An 18342-nucleotide genomic window follows, 5' to 3' on the forward strand; every position below is an offset into this window, starting at 1 on the left:
CGAAGGCGTTAAACAGTAAAGGCGTCCTGCAGCAGTTTTTCCTGCTGCTCAGCGTGCATGGAGGCGTAGCCACAGGCCGGAGAAGCCGAGGCATCACGCCCGGCGTACTCGAGGAACAGGCCTTTCTTGTGGGCGCTGGCCACACGACGCATATGGTGCTGGCTGCAGTACCAGGCGCCCTGGTTCATGGGCTCTTCCTGGCACCAGACGATGTGCTTGAGGTTCTTGTAGGCAGCCAGAACCTCGGCCAGGTCGTCTTCCGGGAACGGATACAGCTGCTCGATACGCACGATCGCGATGTCCTCGCGGCCTTCGGTGCGACGCTTCTCCAGCAGGTCGTAGTAGACCTTGCCGCTGCAGAGCACGAGGCGTTCGACCTTCTTCGGGTCGATCGGATCGATCTCGCCGATGACGGTCTGGAAGGAGCCTTCGGCCAGGTCCTCCAGGGTGGAGATGGCCAGCTTGTGACGCAGCAGCGACTTGGGCGTAAGGGCAACCAGCGGCTTGCGCAGCGGGCGAATCACCTGGCGGCGCAGCATGTGGTAGACCTGAGCCGGCGTGGTAGGCACGCAGACCTGGATGTTGTGCTCGGCGCACAGCTGCAGGTAGCGCTCCAGACGCGCGGAGGAGTGCTCCGGGCCCTGACCTTCGTAGCCGTGCGGCAGCAGCATGGTCAGGCCGCACAGACGGCCCCACTTGTGCTCGCCGCTGGTGATGAACTGGTCGATCACCACCTGGGCGCCGTTGGCGAAGTCACCAAACTGGGCTTCCCAGATCACCAGCGCGTTGGGCGTGGTGGTGGAGTAACCGTATTCGAACGCCAGTACTGCTTCCTCGGAGAGGTAGGAATCGTACAGTTCGAAGCTCGGCTGGCCGTCGAACAAGTTCTGCAGCGGCAGGTAGGTGCTGGCGTCCTTCTGGTTGTGCAGCGCCGCGTGGCGGTGCGAGAAGGTGCCGCGCCCCACGTCCTGGCCAGTGATGCGAACCGGGTGGCCTTCGAACAGCAGGGTGGCGTAGGCCATTGTCTCGGCGTAGCCCCAGTTGATCGGCAGGCCGCCGGCGCCCATCTTCTGGCGGTCTTCGAGGATCTTCGAGACCTGACGCTGGACGACGAAACCTTCCGGGATCTCCAGCAGCTTGGCGGAGAGTTCCTGCAGGGTCTTCAGGTCGAAACGGGTGTCGTGACGCGCGGTCCAGGCATGGCCCAGGTACGGACGCCAATCGACGAACAGCTCCTTGTTGGGCTCCTTAACCAGGCTCTTGACCACGTGCTGGCCGTTGTCCAGCGCAGTGCGGTACTCGTCCATCTTGGCCTGGATGCGCTCGGCATCGAGCACGCCGCCCTGGATCAAGGCATCGGCATACAGCTCACGGGTGGTGCGCTGCTTGGCGATCTGCTGGTACATCAGCGGCTGGGTGCCAGACGGCTCGTCGGCCTCGTTGTGGCCGCGGCGACGGTAGCAGACCAGGTCGATCACCACGTCACGCTTGAACTGCATGCGGTAGTCAACAGCCAGTTGGGTCACAAACAGGACGGCCTCAGGGTCATCACCGTTCACGTGGAAGATCGGCGCCTGAATCATCTTCGCGACGTCGGTGGCGTACTCGGTGGAACGCGCATCCTCCTGACGGCTGGTGGTGAAACCTACCTGGTTGTTGATGACGATGTGAACCGTACCGCCGGTGCGGTAACCACGGGTCTGCGACATCTGGAAGGTTTCCATGACCACGCCCTGGCCTGCGAAGGCAGCGTCGCCATGGATGGAGATCGGCAGCACCTTGTCGCCAGTCTTGTCATTGCGACGGTCCTGGCGAGCGCGAACGGAACCTTCCACCACCGGGGAAACGATTTCCAGGTGAGACGGGTTGAACGCCAGGGCCAGGTGTACTTCGCCACCGGCGGTCATGACGTTGGAGGAGAAGCCTTGGTGGTACTTCACGTCACCGGAGGACAAACCTTCGACTTTCTTGCCTTCGAACTCGTCGAAGAGGTCGCGCGGGTTCTTGCCGAAGGTGTTGACCAGTACGTTCAGGCGGCCACGGTGGGCCATGCCGATGACGATCTCCTGGGTGCCGTATGCGCCGGAACGCTGGATGATCTCGTCCAGCATCGGGATCAGGCTTTCACCACCTTCCAGGCCGAAACGCTTGGTACCCGGGTATTTGGTGCCCAGGTACTTCTCCAGACCTTCTGCCGCAGTCAGTCGCTCGAGCAGGTGGCTCTTGACCTCAGGGGAGAAGGACGGACGGCCACGCACACTTTCCAGACGCTGCTGGAACCACTTGCGCTGCTCGGAATCGACGATATGGGTGAACTCGGCGCCGAAGGTGCTGCAATAGGTTTGCTGCAGGGCCTGGTGGATCTCGCGCAGAGTTGCCTCTTCCTTGCCGATGTAGAGTTCACCGGTACGGAAGGTGGTGTCGAGATCGGCATCGGTCAGGCCGTAGTGATTGATCGCCAGATCGGCCGGGGCCTTGCGCTGCCAGAGGCCAAGGGGGTCGAGCTGGGACGCCTGATGGCCGCGCATGCGGAAGGCCTGGATCAGGCGCAGGACTTCAACCTGCTTCTTCTCGTGCTCGGAGCTGACGCTGCCAGCGGAAACCGGCTGGGCACGGCGCTGATTCTTGGCGAGCAGGACGAAATGGTCGCGAACAGTAGAATGCGATACATCGGTGGCTGCATTGCCGTCGGACGGCAACTTCTGGAAGTAGGTGCGCCACTCTTCTGGCACAGCGTTGGGATCGTGCAGGTAAAGCTCATAGAGCTCTTCCACATATGCAGCGTTGCCACCGGATAGGTGGGCGCTGTTCCACATGCGCTGCATTTCGCTTTCTTGCATGCTTGGTCACCCTCGGTAAGGGGACACCACCGGCGTGGAATCGGCATCGCAGCCTCACCTCCGGGTACGGCGACCAGGATGAAAGCCACTAAGGATCCCGCAGATAGTCCGGGCACCAGCCCGGTTGCCCCTGCTGGTCATCTATATCATTTCAAGTAAGGACTTCGGCTTTGTGAGCGTCGGTCCTGGTTGTACTGCGGCGCCCAGAAGGGCGCCGCAGGTGTTACGGGTACAGCATGTAGCGCATCAGGTACCGCTTTGCAGCAGCATGTTGCGTACGTGACCGATTGCCTTGGTGGGGTTCAGACCCTTGGGGCAAACGTTCACGCAGTTCATGATGCCGCGGCAGCGGAATACGCTGAACGGGTCATCAAGAGCAGCCAGGCGCTCCTCGGTCTTGGTGTCACGGCTGTCGGCCAGGAAACGGTAGGCCTGCAACAACGCAGCGGGACCGAGGAACTTGTCGGGGTTCCACCAGAACGACGGGCAGGATGTCGAGCAGCAAGCGCACAGGATGCACTCGTACAGACCGTCCAGCTTCTCGCGCTGTTCCGGAGACTGCAGACGCTCGATCGCCGGAGCAGGCGTATCGTTCTGCAGGAAAGGTTTCACCTTCTCGTACTGCTTGTAGAAGATGCTCATGTCAACAACGAGGTCACGAATGACCGGCAGCCCCGGCAACGGGCGGATCACCAGCTTGCCGCCCTTCAGCCCAGCTGCGGAAAGCGGGGTGATGCAGGCCAGGCCATTCTTGCCGTTGATGTTCATGCCATCGGAACCGCAGACGCCTTCGCGGCAGGAACGACGGTAGGAGAAACCCTCGTCCTTTTCCTTGATCAGGGCCAGGACATCGAGAACCATGATGTCCCTGCCACCGGTATCAACCTGGAAGTCCTGCATGGTCGGAGCGCTGTCGCGCTCCGGGTTGTAGCGATAGACGCTGACAGTGAGAGTGTTGGACATGTCGGCCACCCTTAATAGGTACGTACTTTGGGTTCGAAGGCCGGAACGGTCTTCGGCGCGAAGTTGACGGCGCGCTTGGATACGCGCTTCTCACCCGGGAAGTACAGGGTATGGCACAGCCAGTTCTCGTCGTCCCGATCCTCGAAGTCTTCGCGGGCATGGGCACCACGGGACTCCTTGCGGACCTCGGCAGCGATGGCAGTGGCTTCCGCGACTTCCAGCAGGTTCTGCAACTCCAGCGCTTCGATGCGCGCAGTGTTGAAAGCCTGGGACTTGTCGTTGATCTTGACGCCGGCGATGCGCTCGCGCAGATCGGCAAGCTGGGCGATGCCCTTCTGCATGTATTCGCCGGTGCGGAACACACCGAAGTAGTTCTGCATGCACTGTTGCAGCTCACGCTTCAGCGGGGCAACTTCTTCACCGCTGGAGCGCTCGTTGACACCAGCCAGACGCTTGAGCGACTGCTCGATGTCGGTGTCGCTTGCACCACGGGTTTCGATACCTTCCTTGAGGGCTTTCTCCAGGTGCAGACCAGCTGCACGACCGAAGACCACCAGATCCAGCAGGGAGTTGCCGCCAAGGCGGTTAGCACCGTGTACGGATACACATGCGACTTCGCCCACCGCGAACAGACCTTCGACGATCGTGTCGTTACCGTTGGCGTCCTGGGTGATGGCCTGGCCGTGGATGTTGGTGGCAACGCCCCCCATCATGTAGTGGCAGGTCGGGATGACCGGGATTGGCGCAACGACCGGGTCGACGTGCGCGAAGGTCTTGGACAGTTCGCAGATGCCGGGCAGGCGGCTGTGCAGGACTTCCTCACCGAGGTGGTCCAGCTTCAGCAGGACGTGGTCCTTGTTCGGCCCGACGCCGTTACCGGCGATCACTTCCTTGACCATGGAGCGGGCAACCACATCACGGCCTGCCAGGTCCTTGGCGTTCGGAGCGTAACGCTCCATGAAACGCTCGCCATGGGCGTTGATAAGATAACCACCTTCACCACGGCAACCTTCGGTCACCAGCACGCCGGCGCCGGCAATACCGGTCGGGTGGAATTGCCACATCTCAATGTCCTGGACCGGCACGCCAGCACGCAGGGCCATGCCAACGCCGTCACCGGTATTGATCAGGGCGTTTGTGGTGGAAGCGTAGATACGGCCTGCACCGCCGGTGGCCAGAACAACAGCCTTGGAACGGATGTAGACGGTTTCGCCGGTCTCGATGCAGATGGCAATGATGCCAACGATGGCGCCGTCCTGGTTCTTCACCAGATCAACGGCATACCACTCGTTAAGGAACGAGGTGCCGTTCTTCAAGTTGGCTTGGTACAGGGTGTGCAGCAGTGCGTGACCGGTACGGTCAGCTGCAGCGCAGGTACGAGCCGCCTGGCCGCCCTTGCCGAAATCTTTGGACTGTCCACCGAACGGACGCTGGTAGATGCGGCCTTGCTCGGTACGAGAAAACGGCAGACCCATGTGCTCAAGCTCGAACACGGCTTCCGGCCCCACGGAGCACATGTACTCGATGGCGTCCTGGTCACCGATGTAGTCGGAGCCCTTGACGGTGTCGTACATGTGCCAGCGCCAATCGTCGTTCGGGTCGGCCGAAGCAATGGCGCAGGTGATGCCACCCTGGGCGGAAACGGTATGGGAGCGGGTCGGGAAGACCTTGGTCACCACGGCAGTCTTGTGACCGCCCTGAGCCAGCTGCAGAGCAGCGCGCATGCCAGCACCACCACCACCGACGATGATGGCATCGAAGGAAAGAGTACGAATGTTAGCCATGAATCAGATACCCCACAGAATCTGAACGCCCCAGACGAAGTAGGCGAACATCGCCATACCGCAAACGGCCTGGAACAGGAAACGCACGACCACCGCCCAACGCCCCAGCGCCATCGGCGTCAGGTAGTCAGTGGAAATGGTCCACATGCCGACCCAGGCATGGACACCCAGGGCGACCAGTCCGAGCAGACTGAAAATGCGCATCCAGCTCTGTGAGAACAGACCATGCCAATCGGCGAAGGTCAGTCCGGGGTGAGCAACGAGGTACCCCAGCAGGAAAAGGAAATAAGCCGCGAGAACGACCGCAGAGACGCGCTGAGCCATCCAGTCGTAGAGACCCGAACGCGAGAAGTTCGTGACGTTAGTTACCATACCCATACCCCCGCGAGAATGATCAGCACAGCCGAAACTGCGATGACGATTTTCGAGCCCCGCTTGCCGCCCTCGAGCGTCTCACCGACACCCGCATCCATTACCAGGTGGCGCACGCCAGCCACCAAGTGATAGAGCAGTGCGGACAGCAGGCCCCAAATCACAAGCTTGGCCAGCGGATTGGTCAGACACGCTTTCACGCTCTCGAAGCCAGCCTCGGACTCCAGCGACTTGCCAAGTGCGTAGAGCAGCACAGCAATACCGATGAAGAGGATGACACCAGAAATGCGGTGAAGAATGGACGTATAAGCTGTGATCGGGAGTTTGATGGTCCTGAGATCTAGGTTTACAGGTCGTTGGCTATTCACGGCTTTTTTTCACACTGAGGCCCCTAACAATCAGGGCAAGTTGTCGGGAAGTGCACTGGTCAGGTACCCCTCACCAAGGGAGTGCCAACCTCCGGATTACAGGCCTTCAAAGCCCCCTGAGGTCGGGCCGTGAGTATAGACAGTTAGCTGACTAATGACAACGCAATCCCCCCCACCCAATAGCGGATTGCACACCCTAAATAAAAGGCGTAAATAGGCCGCCTTTTTACTCGAAAAACGCCCGCAAACCCGCCTGCCACATGGGTTTCTCCAAATTGACATTCGGATTTATACCTCTATAGTGATGCGGGCCCTGCGTGGGGGGCTGTCTGATGATTTCAAGCATAAATAGGAGGCCGTTATGGCTGACAAAAAAGCGCAGTTGATCATCGAGGGCGTAGCCCCCGTCGAGCTGCCCGTTCTGTCCGGAACCGTAGGTCCCGATGTAATCGATGTGCGGGGCCTGACCTCCACGGGGCGCTTCACGTTTGATCCTGGCTTTATGTCTACCGCCTCATGTGAGTCGAAGATCACCTACATCGACGGCGACAAGGGCATTCTGCTTCACCGCGGCTACCCCATTGAGCAACTGGCCGAGAATTCCGATTACCTGGAAACCTGCTACTTGCTGCTGAACGGCGAACTTCCCAGTGCCGAGGAAAAGGCCAAGTTCGTCGGCACCGTGAAGAATCACACCATGGTGCATGAACAACTGAAGAGCTTCTTCAACGGCTTCCGTCGTGATGCTCACCCGATGGCCATCATGTGCGGCGTAGTTGGTGCCCTCTCCGCCTTCTACCACGACTCCCTGGACATTAATGACCCGCACCATCGCGAGATCTCCGCGATCCGCCTGGTCGCCAAGATGCCGACCATCGCAGCGATGGTCTACAAGTACTCCATGGGTCAGCCCATGATGTACCCGCGTAATGACCTGAACTACGCGGAAAACTTCCTGCACATGATGTTCAACACCCCGTGCGAGATCAAACCGATCAGCCCGGTACTGGCTAAGGCCATGGATCGCATCTTCATCCTGCATGCGGACCACGAGCAGAACGCCTCCACCTCTACCGTTCGCCTGGCCGGCTCCTCCGGCGCCAACCCGTTCGCCTGCATCGCTGCCGGCATTGCCGCCCTCTGGGGCCCGGCACACGGCGGCGCCAACGAAGCAGTGCTGACCATGCTGGACGAGATCGGCGATGTCTCCAACATCGAGAAGTACGTCGCCAAGGCCAAGGACAAGAACGATCCGTTCAAGCTGATGGGCTTCGGTCACCGCGTTTACAAGAACTTCGACCCCCGCGCCAAGGTCATGAAGCAGACCTGCGATGAAGTACTGGCCGAACTGGGCATCAACGATCCGCAACTCGAACTGGCCATGAAGCTGGAAGAGATCGCGCGCAACGATCCTTACTTCAAGGAGCGCAACCTCTACCCGAACGTGGACTTCTACTCCGGCATCATCCTGAAGGCCATCGGTATCCCGACCAGCATGTTCACCGTGATCTTTGCCCTGGCGCGTACCGTTGGCTGGATCTCTCACTGGAAGGAAATGCTCTCCAGCCCGTACAAGATCGGCCGTCCACGCCAACTGTACACCGGCCCGGAGCAACGCGATTATGTCGAGCTCAACGCTCGCAAGTAAACGCGGACTCCACTAAAAAGGCTGCCTATTGGCAGCCTTTTTCATCTCAGCGATGGATCATTTCTTCTCGGCCAGCTTGCGCAGGTGGTCCAGAGTATTGAACGGCGCATCGACCACGAAGCTGTTGGCCAGCCAGGACGGCACGCTGCCACCCGGCTCGGTATGGACCTGATAAATCACCTCCACCGTATCGGCGCCTTTTGGTACGAACTTCCACACGCCCTCAACAGACGCCACCCGAACGTAACCTTTCTCCTCCGGCATGTACGTCGGCTCGCCCTTGAGGGTGCGCGTCAGGCTGCCATCGGTGCCTTCGCTGGTAACCGCATGGATGACCGAATCACGCGGGGTCACCGGCCAAGGCGTATTGAAACGGGTGTAGGTCCAGCTATCCGCGCCGTCGCTCTTCAGCAGCTTTTGCCGCTCACACTCGTGGATCCATTTGCAGGAACCGGACACATCCTCCTGCAACTTGCGCAGGGTAGCGACGTCCGACTTGATGGTGACAACCCCGCGATAGGCCTTGTACTTGGACCCGGATACCTCGCTGAGATAGACCTTGATGCCATCTTCGTCCTTGGCCAGCTTCCAGTCCTCGGCGTGGGCAGCCGACGCCAGCAGGACACCCAGCCCGCAGGCCATGGCGATTCGTTGCAGCGAAACCATCCTTCTTCTCCTTGTTATTCGATGATCAGTCATCGTCCCTCTTGGACGCCTACCGGACAGAGTGCCTGACCGCCACAGCGGTCTCTTGTTCCAGCCAGCCCAGCAAACGTATAGCCTCCTCCCGGGTTTCGCCACAGACAAAAGGATCGGCATCAAAGGCCGAACAAACGTCTGGACGCTCAGGCCTGCCAAACAACCGACATAGATGATCGGGGGACAAGTGCAGACAACGCTGTCCGGCGACCTTGCCGTTGGGCATGCCTGGAATGGGGGAAGAAATGGACGGTGCGATGCAGCAGGCACCGCAACCTGCTCGGCAGATCATGATCGCGGAGTGATGACAGGGCTGATGGGAGCGCGGATTCTACTCGCGTGAAGGCCGGCTGTGGAGAGCCCGCACAAACCCGCCACCAAGCCCGAACAGCGGCGCCGGAAGGCCGTTTATGGCATTGCCCTGGCCACCCGCAACTCAAGGCTCCCGGCCTCGACCTCCAGAGAAACGACTCCAGCGCTCTCCAGCCCGAAGAACTGCCTGGTTCCCACCCCGCTCTGGAACGCCCGGTGCGACGAAATCAACAGCAGCGACCGAGAAGGTTCCCCCATCCATCGCCCCTCAACAACAGGCACCGACACTGCGCTTTCACTGCCTGTTGCGGCATCGCTGAAACCTCTAAACCGCTCGTCGGGCTCTTGCTGCCAACGCAGGGTGAGCCGGTCGAGTGCGGGATCACCCACGATCACCGAAACGCGCACGCCACGCTCACCTTCAGCCTGCATCGCCAGGCGATAAGTGCTGACACGGCCATCCGTGCAGCGCAGGTGACCAAAGACCTGCAGCCGACCACCGGCAACCTGGAATCCCTCCAGGCTCTGCTCATCGCAGCGCAACGCCGGCTCAGCCTTCCCAGCCGAAAGAAATGCCCCATTCGTTCGCCACAAGGAGCGCCCCGCCTCGTCGAGCAGTTCCAGATCGCGCCCACTCCACGCCAAGCGATAGGTATCGAAACTGAAATCCCTGGCCAAGACGAAGGCCGGCGGAACCACCAGGCTCACCACTTGTGCCGTCGGCGCGCGCAACGTCCAACTCCACCAGCCCAGGCCGCCCGCCAAAAGCGCCAGCACCGCAACGGCCAGCCACCCCCACACACTCCGCATCAAGCCCCCTTCTCACCCCGCCGCCATGCCCATTAAGCCTCTGTTTCATCCAATACCCAGGCTCTGCCGTGCCCATCTGGATACAGGCTGCCATCCTCCTGAGCCTCTCCCCCTCATGGCCTTCCCTGGCAAGGCACCCTGAACCGCGCTCATCAATTGGGGTATCGCACTGTTCGAGCACCAGCTACTGGTGTGCCTGCCAACCCTACCGGCTATACCGCACCATCGGTCGCCCAACTGAAGACCATGCAGGAGCCCTGCCTCCCTTCAGCGTCTACTTCGTGCAACAGCCGCTGAAGCTGGAGTACCTCTGGACAGGGCTTGAACCTGCTCGGCGCGGTGTACCTCATCTTTCGCGCCTGACACGTCAGCGGGTTAACCGCGTGATCAGGCTGGAGGTGTCCCAACGACCGCCACCCTCCTGCTGAATCTCCCCATAGAAGCGATCCACCAGCTCGGTCACCGGCAGCGAAATACCGTTGCGCTGCGCCTCCTCGAAAACGATCGCGTAGTCCTTGCGCATCAGATCGACCGCGAAGCCGAAGTCGAACTTGCCCTCCAGCATGCTCTGGTGACGGTGGTCGAGCTGCCAGGACTGCGCTGCCCCCTTACCGATCACCTCCATCGCCGCCACCGCATCCAGGCCGGCACTGCGGGCGAAGTGCAGCCCCTCGGACAGCGCCTGCAACAGGCCCCCCACGCAAATCTGGTTCACCATCTTGGTCAATTGCCCGCTACCGGTGGGCCCCATCAAGCGGCTCATCCGCGCGTAAGCCTCGATGACAGGTGCCGCCCGCTCGTACAGTTCTCGTTCGCCGCCCACCATGATGGTCAGCATGCCGCTCTCGGCGCCAGATTGGCCGCCGGACACCGGCGCATCGAGGAAGCCCAGCTCCCGCTCCGCAGCCAGGACCGCCAACTCGCGGGCCACGGATGCCGAGGCCGTGGTGTGATCGACCAGCAGGCTCCCCGGGGACATGCCGGCAAAGGCGCCATGATCGCCGAGCAGTACTGCACGCAGGTCATCGTCATTGCCAACGCAGGTCATCACGAACTCGGAGCCCTCAGCCGCTTCGCGGGGCGTTGCGAAGTACTCGCCGGCGAACTCGTCACACCAGAGCAGGGCCTTCTCCAACGTGCGGTTGTAGACCCGCACCTCATGCCCTTCGCAGGCCAGGTGACCGGCCATGTGGAACCCCATCACGCCCAACCCGATAAAGCTCACCTTCGCCATCTCACACCTCCGCATTCGACTGTCCAAAGAAGCCTATCACGCGGTTTGCGGTGCCGCGAAAGCGCCCCCATACTCGCTCGCAGCCCATCGCAGACACCCTGCAGGCGCCAAGGAGAGCCCCATGCCGCACTGGCTGGTGATAGACCTGGAAGCCACCACCGACGAAGGCGGCTGGCCCATGGAGGAAATGGAAATCATCGAGATCGGCGCCACCCTGGTCAGCACCGAGGGCCGTGAGCTGGACCACTTCCAGCGTTTCGTGCGCCCGCAGCGACGCCCCTGCCTGACACCGTTCTGCCGCGAACTCACTCACATCACCCAGGCCAATGTGGACACCGCGCAGCCCCTGCCCAGCGTCTGGACAGCCTTCGAGCGCTGGCTCGACAACCACCACGCTCGCCTGGTGGGCTGGGGCAGTTGGGGCGACTACGACCGCCGCCAACTGGAACAGGAGTGGCGGCAAAACCAGCTCAACAGCCTGCTGGCGAACCTCCCCCACCTGAACCTCAAGCAGCACTTCGCGAAAGCCCGCCAACTCAAGCGCCCGGTCGGCCTCAATGCCGCCCTGCAACTGGCCGGACTCAGCTTCCAGGGACAACAGCACCGCGCCCTGGAAGATGCGCGCAATACCGCCCGGCTATTGCCCCTTCTCCTGCCAGCATCGCCGACCCAAAGGGACTAGTGACGCTGTCAGACGCCTTCGGCATACTGGCGAGCCTTTTTAGACCCCTTTCCAAGGAGCCCGCCCCATGTTCAAGGTCAACGAGTACTTCGACGGCACTGTAAAATCCATCGCCTTCGGCATGAGCGAAGGCCCCGCCACCATTGGCGTCATGGCCGCTGGCGACTACGAATTCGGCACCAACCAGCTGGAAGTGATGCACGTCATCGCCGGCGCCCTGACCGTCAAGCTGCCGGGCAGCGAGCAATGGGAAACCTTCGCCGCCGGCACCCGGTTCACCGTACCGGCCAACAGCAAGTTCCAGCTCAAGGTCGCTCAGGACACCGCCTACCTCTGCGAATACCGCTGAGTTACGACCCCATGAAAAAACCGGCCCTGGTGGCCGGTTTTTTCATGACTGGCAATCAGCCCTCGCGCACCTGGATCTCGATCCGCATGCCCTCCAGCTCTGCCAGGTACTCCTGGGTACTGAACAGGCCGATGCAGGGCATTGCCCCACGCGCCACAAGGCTGCCATTCGCCAACTTGCGCACCAGCGCCACGGCCGCCATGCAGGGAATATTGGGGCCGTCGTTGTCATGGGCGAGCAACTCCCAGGTGAGCGTCAGCGGCAGCCCGCTCGGGTCCTGGCCGGACAGCCGCACGAACATGCCACTCAGCCCGTCTCCCAGCGGCTCCAGCATCACCGCCCCCCGCCGCAGCAGCGGCGCAAGCCGAACGGCATCACGCAACAAGCCGGCACGCACCAGCCAAGACAGCGCCCAGGTACCGAACTGAGTCAGACGCAGGCCGACACCGGCGCGGAAGCTCACCTCCCGCACCCCGGGGTAGCGCGCGGGGAAAAGCTCCAGGTCCGGTACATCGCAGGCGCCGATCCAGCGGCCCCCCATGGGCAGGCGGAAGCGCTGCAGCCGCAGGTCCTGCCAGCCATGCACCGAGCGCCACTGCCCTTCCCGCCAGCAACGGATCGGCCGCCCGCAATAGTTGAGCACCGCTGCCAGGGTGGAGACGCCCGGCGTCTTTTCCGAAGAGCTGATGCCATGCTCGATGCGCTCCAGGCGACCGAAACGGGGGAGCAGCTCATCCACCACCGCCGCACTCAGGCCGGGCACGGAGCTCGCCCCGGCGCAGAGCAATACGCCGCGCTGACGGGCCACCTCGTCCAGCCGGGTGATGCCGCACACGAAGCCCCGCGCATCCGCCAGGTCGATGTAGTGCGAACCCGCCGCCAGGGCGGCCTCGGCGACGCGGTAGTCCTGCCCCTGGAACGGCCCCACGGTGGAGATCACCACCTGCACGTCGAACTGCGAGAACGCCTCCGCCAGCCCCGGCTCGTCGATATCCAGCCGCACCGCACGGGCACCTTGCGCCTCGGCCACCGCCTGAGCCTTCTCCAGGTTGCGCCCCGCCACCAGCACCCGCACACCGGGCACACTGGCCAAGCGCCGGACGATCAGGCGGCCGAAATTGCCATAGCCACCCAGCACCAGCACGTTCAGTTCCGTTGACACCAACAGCTCCTCAGGCGCGGTCACCCGCCGCGTCCCCATGGGTTGAAAACTGCAGCTCGGCCAGGCGCGCATACAGCGGGCTGCTGTGCACCAGCTCGGCGTGGGTACCGATCGCCACCAGGCGGCCCTGATCGATCACCGCGATGCGGTCCGCCCGCTGCACCGTCGCCAGGCGGTGAGCGATCACCAGGGTCGTACGCCCCTGCATCAACGCCGGCAGCGCCTGCTGAATCTGGTATTCGCTCTCGGCGTCCAGCGCGCTGGTCGCCTCGTCCAGCAGCAGAATGGGCGCATCCACCAGCAGCGCGCGGGCAATGGCCAGGCGCTGACGTTGCCCGCCAGACAGCCCGGCTCCGGCATCGCCTAGGTGGGTGCGATAGCCATCGGGCATGCGCGCAATGAACTCGTGGGCGTGGGCGGCACGTGCCGCCGCCTCCACCTGCTCGGCGGTGGCAGCCGGGCAGCCATAACGAATGTTCTCCTCCACGCTGCCGAAGAACAGCGCCGGCGACTGCGACACCAGGGCAAAGCAACGGCGCAGGTCGGCCGGGTCCAGCGACCTGAGCGGCACCCCATCTACCCGAACCTCGCCGGAATCCGGATCGGAGAAGCGCAGCAGCAGGTCGAATAGAGTCGACTTGCCCGCACCAGATGGCCCCACCAGTGCCAGCGTCTCGCCGGGGCGGATCTCCAGGTCGATGCCGTCGATGGCCGGCACACCCGGGCGCGAGGGGTAGGCGAAGCGCACCGCCTCAAGGCTGAGCGCGCCGACGGGCCGGGGCGGCAGGCGCTGAAGCTGGTTAGCGGGCGGGGCCTGGATCAGGCTGCGCGTCGCCAAGAGTTCGGCGATGCGCTCGGCGGCCCCGGCTGCGCTCTGCAATTCGCCGATCACCTCGCTGATGGCCCCGAAAGCCGAGCCGACGATCAGGCTATAGAAGACGAACGCCGCCAGGTCACCGCCGGAGATGCGCCCGGCGATCACGTCCATCCCGCCCACCCAGAGCATCACCCCCACCGCCCCCAGCACCAGCACGATCACCACGGTGATCAGCCAGGCGCGCTGGGCGATGCGCTTGCGTGCCGTGTCGAAGGCGCCTTCCACGGTACGGCCGAAACGAAGCCGGTCCTGGGCCTGGTGGTTGTAAGCCTGCACGGTCTTGATCTGGCCCAGGGTCTCACCGACGTAGCTGCCCACGTCAGCGATGCGGTCCTGGCTCTGCCGCGACAGGCTGCGCACCCGCCGACCAAAAAGGAGGATCGGCGCCACCACCAACGGCAACGCCACCACCACGATGCCGGTCAGCTTGGGGTTGGTGATGAAGAGCAGCACGATGCCGCCCACCAACATGATGCCGTTGCGCAGCGCCAGGGACAGCGAGGAGCCGATCACTGACTGCAGCAAGGTCGTGTCGGCAGTCAGCCGTGACTGGATTTCCGAGGCCCGGTTGCTCTCGAAGAAGCCCGGGTGCAGCTCGATGAGGTGGTTGAACACCCGCATGCGGATGTCCGCCACGAAGCGCTCGCCCACCCACGACACCAGGTAGAAGCGGGTGAAGGTACCCACAGCCAGGGCCACCACCAGCGCGAAGAAGAACAGGATCGAATGGTTCAGAGCCTCTGGCGACTGGGTCGCCAGGCCACGGTCCACCAACAGGCGGATGCCCTGCCCCATGGACAGGGTGATGCCGGCGGTGAACAGCAGCGCCAGCAGGGCACCGATCACCCGGCCGCGGTAGGGCGCGACGAATTGCATCGCCATGCGCAGGGCACCACGCCGGCGAGAGGAAAGCAGACCCATACCAGGACTCGATCAACGGGAAGAGGCGACACTCTGCGGGTTTTCCGGGCGCTCCGCCAGCCAGCCGATGGCACAGAGGAACAACGCCGTCAGGTTGGTGGACACCGGGTTGAAGGCCTGCACCAGGAAGCCCGGCGCCACCACTGCCACGTCCACCAGCAAGCCGATCAAGGCCAGCGCACTCAGGGCCAGCGGCCAGCGACGCCTGCGCACCACCAGCAATGCCAGGGCCAGCACCACCTCGGCCACACCGGCCAGGGCCGCTAGGAGCCGCGCCTGCTCGAAGCCGTGGGCGCGGATCATCTCCAGTTCACCCGGGCTCAACCAGAGCAGCTTGGGCACGATGCCGTGGTAGAGAAACAACAGCGCCAGCCCCCAGCGGGCCAGGCTGGCGTACAGCCTGGGATCAGCGCTCGCCATGCAGGAAGCGCCTCTCATGATCGGGATGGGGCAGCATGCACACCGGGTGCCGGCCAAAGAGCCGGTAGCGGTTCAGGGCAACGCGGTCGTAGAGCCAGTCCCGCACGGGCGCGGGCACCACGCGGAAGAGCCTCAGCCAGTGCCAGGGCGCCGGCAATTGCCCGAGCACCCGCAACACCGCATCGGTGCGCACATGCAGACGCTGGCCCTCGATGTAGGCCAAGGTCTCGAAGTGGTCGGTGGGCAGGCCGTACCAGGCGAGCAACGCCTGTCCCTCGGGAGACTGCACCGACGCCAGCTTGAGGCGCTCGCGACGGTCATGCCGGATCAGGAAGCGTGCCCAGCCATTGCAGAGCTTGCAGACGCCGTCGAACAGCACCACGCGGTCTTCTGGACCGATGAAGGGCGGTTGGGTCTCACTGGGCATGATCCAGCTCCGGGGCAAATGTGGGGAGATGATAGGCGCGCTTCAGTGCGCTGCGAAACGGTAATGACCCAGGATCGGCCAGCGGAACAGGATGTCCTCCTCCCGCGTGCCCTGGCCGATGTTGTGCAGCGCCAACGGCGTGCCCTCGCGGCTGCGCCGGTCGGAGATGATGCCGATGTGCTGCAGGCCGCGCCCCAGGTCCCAGGTGACGATGTCGCCAGGTTGGTAGTCGGCGGCGACCTGCCCGACCTTGAGGGACAGGCCCTGGCGATCGAACCAGGTCATCAGGTTGGGCACCCGGCGATGATCGATGTTGGGGTCGGGGCGTTTCAGCCCCCAATGCCGGGGATAAGCGGAGAAGTGCCGGCGCATGTCCTCGTGGACGCGCTGCTGGAGGTCCAGGCCCTGGGCACGGAGCGCACGGATGACCACGTCGGTGCAGACACCCGTGGCCATGGGCACATCCCCACCGGGGTAGGCAATGCGCCGGTAGGTGGGGTCATAGCCAAGGGTGACCCCTACCTGGGTGCGGGCCGCCTCCACCAGGCGCCCGCCGTCGACGGCCGCCCACCCGACCAGGCAGAACCACCACAGGCCAATGCCCAGTACGAACCTGAATGCCTTGCTGCACATGCCGGCCTCCCTTGCTGGCGCCCTGGCGAACGGGCACGAATCCAGGCGCCACCCTAGCTGGAAACACTCAGGACGTCATGGTGCTGGCGCACAGTGTGGGAAGGAGACGAGGGAGCGGAGAAATATCGAAAGGGAGGATGAAACCGCAAAAGGAACCTGCCGCCCCGGTCCCCATGCTCGACGCCCCAACCATAAGCCCTGAGGAGATTGCGCCGGGCATGGGAACCGGGACAGCAGGCTTGCACACCCTACCCACCACCTGCCCACCAGGCCAGGGCAGGGAGTCGACTCAAGAGCGTCGGCTTAGCCGATCAGGCTGTAGCCATCGGCCTACTCGCCCTCTTCCGATGCCCAGCCGACGGGATACAGCAGCTCCTCGCGATAGCCCGACCAGACCCGTATCGCATCTGGGAATGCGGCATCCAGCACCGGGTCACCACTGTCCACCAGCAAGGGCCGACCCTGCAGGGTAGCGAGCTTGCGCTTGGTCGCCACCACCCTCAATCGGTCGAGCCCGACGGCGCGCAGCACACGAGGGCTGATCTGCTGGTTGCCGCGTCCGATGATGTGCCCCTGACCACCGATGGCAGTCACCAGAATGAACGCCGGATGGTCCGATACCAGCGCCAGCAACTCGGCCTCCGTCACATCGCGGGCGATCAACTGCCCATCCTCCACCACATCTACGCCAAGCAGCGTGCCATCCAGTCCCAGGTTGGCGGCCAGCCCGTGAAGGGTCGACCCCGGGCCGAAGACATAGCGCACGCCGGGCTGCCACTCTTCCGCCAGCCAGTCGGCCAACTCCAGCAGCACCAGCTCCTCCGATTCCATCCCGCCCTGCTTCACCTGCTGCATGAAGTGCCCCTCCACCGGCACCGTAAGCTCCCCGTACCAGCGCGAGGCCACCCGCCCTTCACGCAGCGCCGCTTCGTCCAGGTCACGCACTTCGCCACTGGCCAGGCGCACCAGGCCGCCCTCTACCAGGCGCCGGGCCAGCTCCCCAGCGGCGCGGGGGCTGATGGCGTAGACACCGGACTGGATCTTCACCCCGGCGGGGATGCCCAGCACCGGCTGGCCTGCTCGCGCCACGTCCCCCACGTCACGCGCCGTCCCGTCACCACCGGCGAAGAGGATCAGCGAGACGCCCGCGTTCTGCATCGCCTGCACCGCACGGCGGGTATCGCCAGCCACGCTCGGCCCCTCCAGCGTGCCCAACAGGCGATGACGAAAGCCCATCTGCGCCAGTAACTCACCGCCCATGGCGCCGGGCAGGCAAAGGAACTCGATGCGCTCCGCCAGCCCCAACAGAGGCTCCAGGGCCAGGCGCGTACGTTGCTGGGCCTGGGGCACGGCGCCGCGCTCCAGTGCGAGCCCGGCCACACCGTCGCTGCCCCGCAATGCCGCAGGACCGCCCACGCCGGCCAGGGGATTGATGATCAGACCCATTCGGAATATCGACATGCACACCTCGTCTGAACGTTTCCTGCCGCGCCCGGGTCAACCGCTGCGGCTGCGCTGGCACGGCACCTGCTTCGGGCTTCCGATCCCGAAGATGTGACGTTTTCCCGGCGCTATCGCCTTCATCTTGCCTTCATCTGACGGACCTAGACTGCACACACCACCTGATGAGGAGACCTCCCCATGAGCCTGCAGACCCGCACCGAAAACCGCCGCGTCGTCCCGCTCAAGCCCGAGCAACCGGTGGGCGGCGCCATCATCGATGCACAGGGACGCGAGATTCCCATCACCGAAGGCATGATCCAGCGCGCCTGCCGCGAGCTGGACCGGCAATCGCCCTCCGGCTCCGCTCGCCAGGGCTAGGATGGCCAGGCATGAAAAAG

Annotated in this window: 19 protein-coding genes and 1 pseudogene; 5 read left to right on the plus strand and 15 right to left on the minus strand. The window is 63.4% G+C overall.

The genetic code is table 11. The features are described from left to right. Positions 1-8: 8 nt before the first annotated feature. The 5 genes from A7D27_RS15285 to sdhC form a co-directional block, all read right to left on the minus strand. A complete protein-coding gene (locus A7D27_RS15285) occupies positions 9-2840 on the minus strand; it encodes a 2-oxoglutarate dehydrogenase E1 component (protein WP_069561947.1) in 2832 nt (943 codons plus the stop codon). Between the two features lie 246 nt (positions 2841-3086). Beyond that, entirely contained in the window at positions 3087-3803 is a 717-nt protein-coding gene (locus A7D27_RS15290; RefSeq protein WP_069561948.1) for a succinate dehydrogenase iron-sulfur subunit, read from the minus strand. Between the two features lie 11 nt (positions 3804-3814). Continuing rightward, entirely contained in the window at positions 3815-5587 is a 1773-nt protein-coding gene (gene sdhA / locus A7D27_RS15295) for a succinate dehydrogenase flavoprotein subunit (RefSeq protein WP_069561949.1), read from the minus strand. A gap of 3 nt (positions 5588-5590) precedes the next feature. After that, positions 5591-5959 carry a succinate dehydrogenase, hydrophobic membrane anchor protein gene (gene sdhD, locus A7D27_RS15300; RefSeq protein WP_044400195.1) on the minus strand — a complete coding sequence of 123 codons (369 nt, stop codon included), beginning with the start codon at positions 5957-5959 and terminating at the stop codon, positions 5591-5593. Then, complete coding sequence (gene sdhC / locus A7D27_RS15305) at positions 5953-6327, minus strand: succinate dehydrogenase, cytochrome b556 subunit (protein WP_069561950.1); 375 nt, start codon at positions 6325-6327, stop codon at positions 5953-5955. Before sdhC ends, sdhD begins: the two co-directional genes overlap by 7 nt. 361 nt (positions 6328-6688) lie before the next feature. Between sdhC and gltA the strand changes: the two genes are divergently transcribed. Beyond that, a complete protein-coding gene (gene gltA, locus A7D27_RS15310; RefSeq protein ID WP_069561951.1) occupies positions 6689-7975 on the plus strand; it encodes a citrate synthase in 1287 nt (428 codons plus the stop codon). Positions 7976-8032: 57 nt separating this feature from the next. Here the strand turns inward: gltA and A7D27_RS15315 are convergent, their stop codons facing one another. From A7D27_RS15315 to A7D27_RS15320, 3 genes are all read right to left on the minus strand, one after another. Next, positions 8033-8641 carry an START domain-containing protein gene (locus tag A7D27_RS15315; protein WP_069561952.1) on the minus strand — a complete coding sequence of 203 codons (609 nt, stop codon included), beginning with the start codon at positions 8639-8641 and terminating at the stop codon, positions 8033-8035. A gap of 49 nt (positions 8642-8690) precedes the next feature. After that, a complete protein-coding gene (locus A7D27_RS27245; RefSeq protein WP_083265649.1) occupies positions 8691-8966 on the minus strand; it encodes a YkgJ family cysteine cluster protein in 276 nt (91 codons plus the stop codon). Between the two features lie 116 nt (positions 8967-9082). Further along, the gene (locus A7D27_RS15320) at positions 9083-9796 is read right to left on the minus strand and encodes a hypothetical protein (protein ID WP_069561953.1); all 714 of its coding nucleotides are present in this window, start codon (positions 9794-9796) and stop codon (positions 9083-9085) included. A 92-nt stretch (positions 9797-9888) separates the two neighbouring features. Here A7D27_RS15320 and A7D27_RS28755 point away from each other — a divergent pair. Then, a pseudogene (locus tag A7D27_RS28755) lies at positions 9889-10159 on the plus strand (DMT family protein). A 4-nt stretch (positions 10160-10163) separates the two neighbouring features. Here A7D27_RS28755 and A7D27_RS15325 read toward each other — a convergent pair. Further along, positions 10164-11045: an NAD(P)-dependent oxidoreductase gene (locus tag A7D27_RS15325; protein WP_256548434.1), complete on the minus strand. Its 882-nt coding sequence runs from the start codon at positions 11043-11045 to the stop codon at positions 10164-10166. 106 nt (positions 11046-11151) lie between these two features. Between A7D27_RS15325 and A7D27_RS15330 the strand changes: the two genes are divergently transcribed. Then, positions 11152-11712 (plus strand): exonuclease domain-containing protein, encoded by a 561-nt coding sequence (locus tag A7D27_RS15330; protein WP_069561955.1) that lies wholly within the window; start codon positions 11152-11154, stop codon positions 11710-11712. Between the two features lie 67 nt (positions 11713-11779). Then, positions 11780-12061, plus strand: a complete 282-nt coding sequence (locus tag A7D27_RS15335; protein WP_069561956.1) for a pyrimidine/purine nucleoside phosphorylase — start codon at positions 11780-11782, stop codon at positions 12059-12061. A 55-nt stretch (positions 12062-12116) separates the two neighbouring features. Here A7D27_RS15335 and A7D27_RS15340 read toward each other — a convergent pair whose 3' ends face one another. The 6 genes from A7D27_RS15340 to A7D27_RS15365 all read right to left on the minus strand — a co-directional run bounded on the left by A7D27_RS15340 (position 12117) and on the right by A7D27_RS15365 (position 17962). Continuing rightward, the gene (locus tag A7D27_RS15340; RefSeq protein WP_240923363.1) at positions 12117-13223 is read right to left on the minus strand and encodes a saccharopine dehydrogenase family protein; all 1107 of its coding nucleotides are present in this window, start codon (positions 13221-13223) and stop codon (positions 12117-12119) included. Between the two features lie 10 nt (positions 13224-13233). Then, positions 13234-15021, minus strand: a complete 1788-nt coding sequence (locus A7D27_RS15345; RefSeq protein WP_069561958.1) for an ABC transporter transmembrane domain-containing protein — start codon at positions 15019-15021, stop codon at positions 13234-13236. A 12-nt stretch (positions 15022-15033) separates the two neighbouring features. Next, positions 15034-15441, minus strand: coding sequence for a DoxX-like family protein (locus A7D27_RS15350; RefSeq protein ID WP_069561959.1), 408 nt, complete (start codon positions 15439-15441; stop codon positions 15034-15036). Then, positions 15428-15871, minus strand: a complete 444-nt coding sequence (locus A7D27_RS15355; RefSeq protein ID WP_170832299.1) for a thiol-disulfide oxidoreductase DCC family protein — start codon at positions 15869-15871, stop codon at positions 15428-15430. The genes A7D27_RS15350 and A7D27_RS15355 overlap by 14 nt, the downstream gene beginning before the upstream one ends. A 39-nt stretch (positions 15872-15910) precedes the next feature. Next, the gene (locus A7D27_RS15360) at positions 15911-16501 is read right to left on the minus strand and encodes a DUF1287 domain-containing protein (RefSeq protein WP_069561961.1); all 591 of its coding nucleotides are present in this window, start codon (positions 16499-16501) and stop codon (positions 15911-15913) included. Positions 16502-16831: 330 nt separating this feature from the next. Beyond that, the gene (locus A7D27_RS15365) at positions 16832-17962 is read right to left on the minus strand and encodes an ATP-NAD kinase family protein (RefSeq protein WP_069565372.1); all 1131 of its coding nucleotides are present in this window, start codon (positions 17960-17962) and stop codon (positions 16832-16834) included. 180 nt (positions 17963-18142) lie between these two features. Between A7D27_RS15365 and A7D27_RS15370 the strand changes: the two genes are divergently transcribed. Beyond that, a complete protein-coding gene (locus A7D27_RS15370; protein WP_069561963.1) occupies positions 18143-18322 on the plus strand; it encodes a PA1571 family protein in 180 nt (59 codons plus the stop codon). Positions 18323-18342: the final 20 nt, after the last annotated feature.

The organism is Pseudomonas sp. 1D4, assembly GCF_001728925.1.
Classification (GTDB): Bacteria; Pseudomonadota; Gammaproteobacteria; order Pseudomonadales; family Pseudomonadaceae; genus Metapseudomonas; species Metapseudomonas otitidis.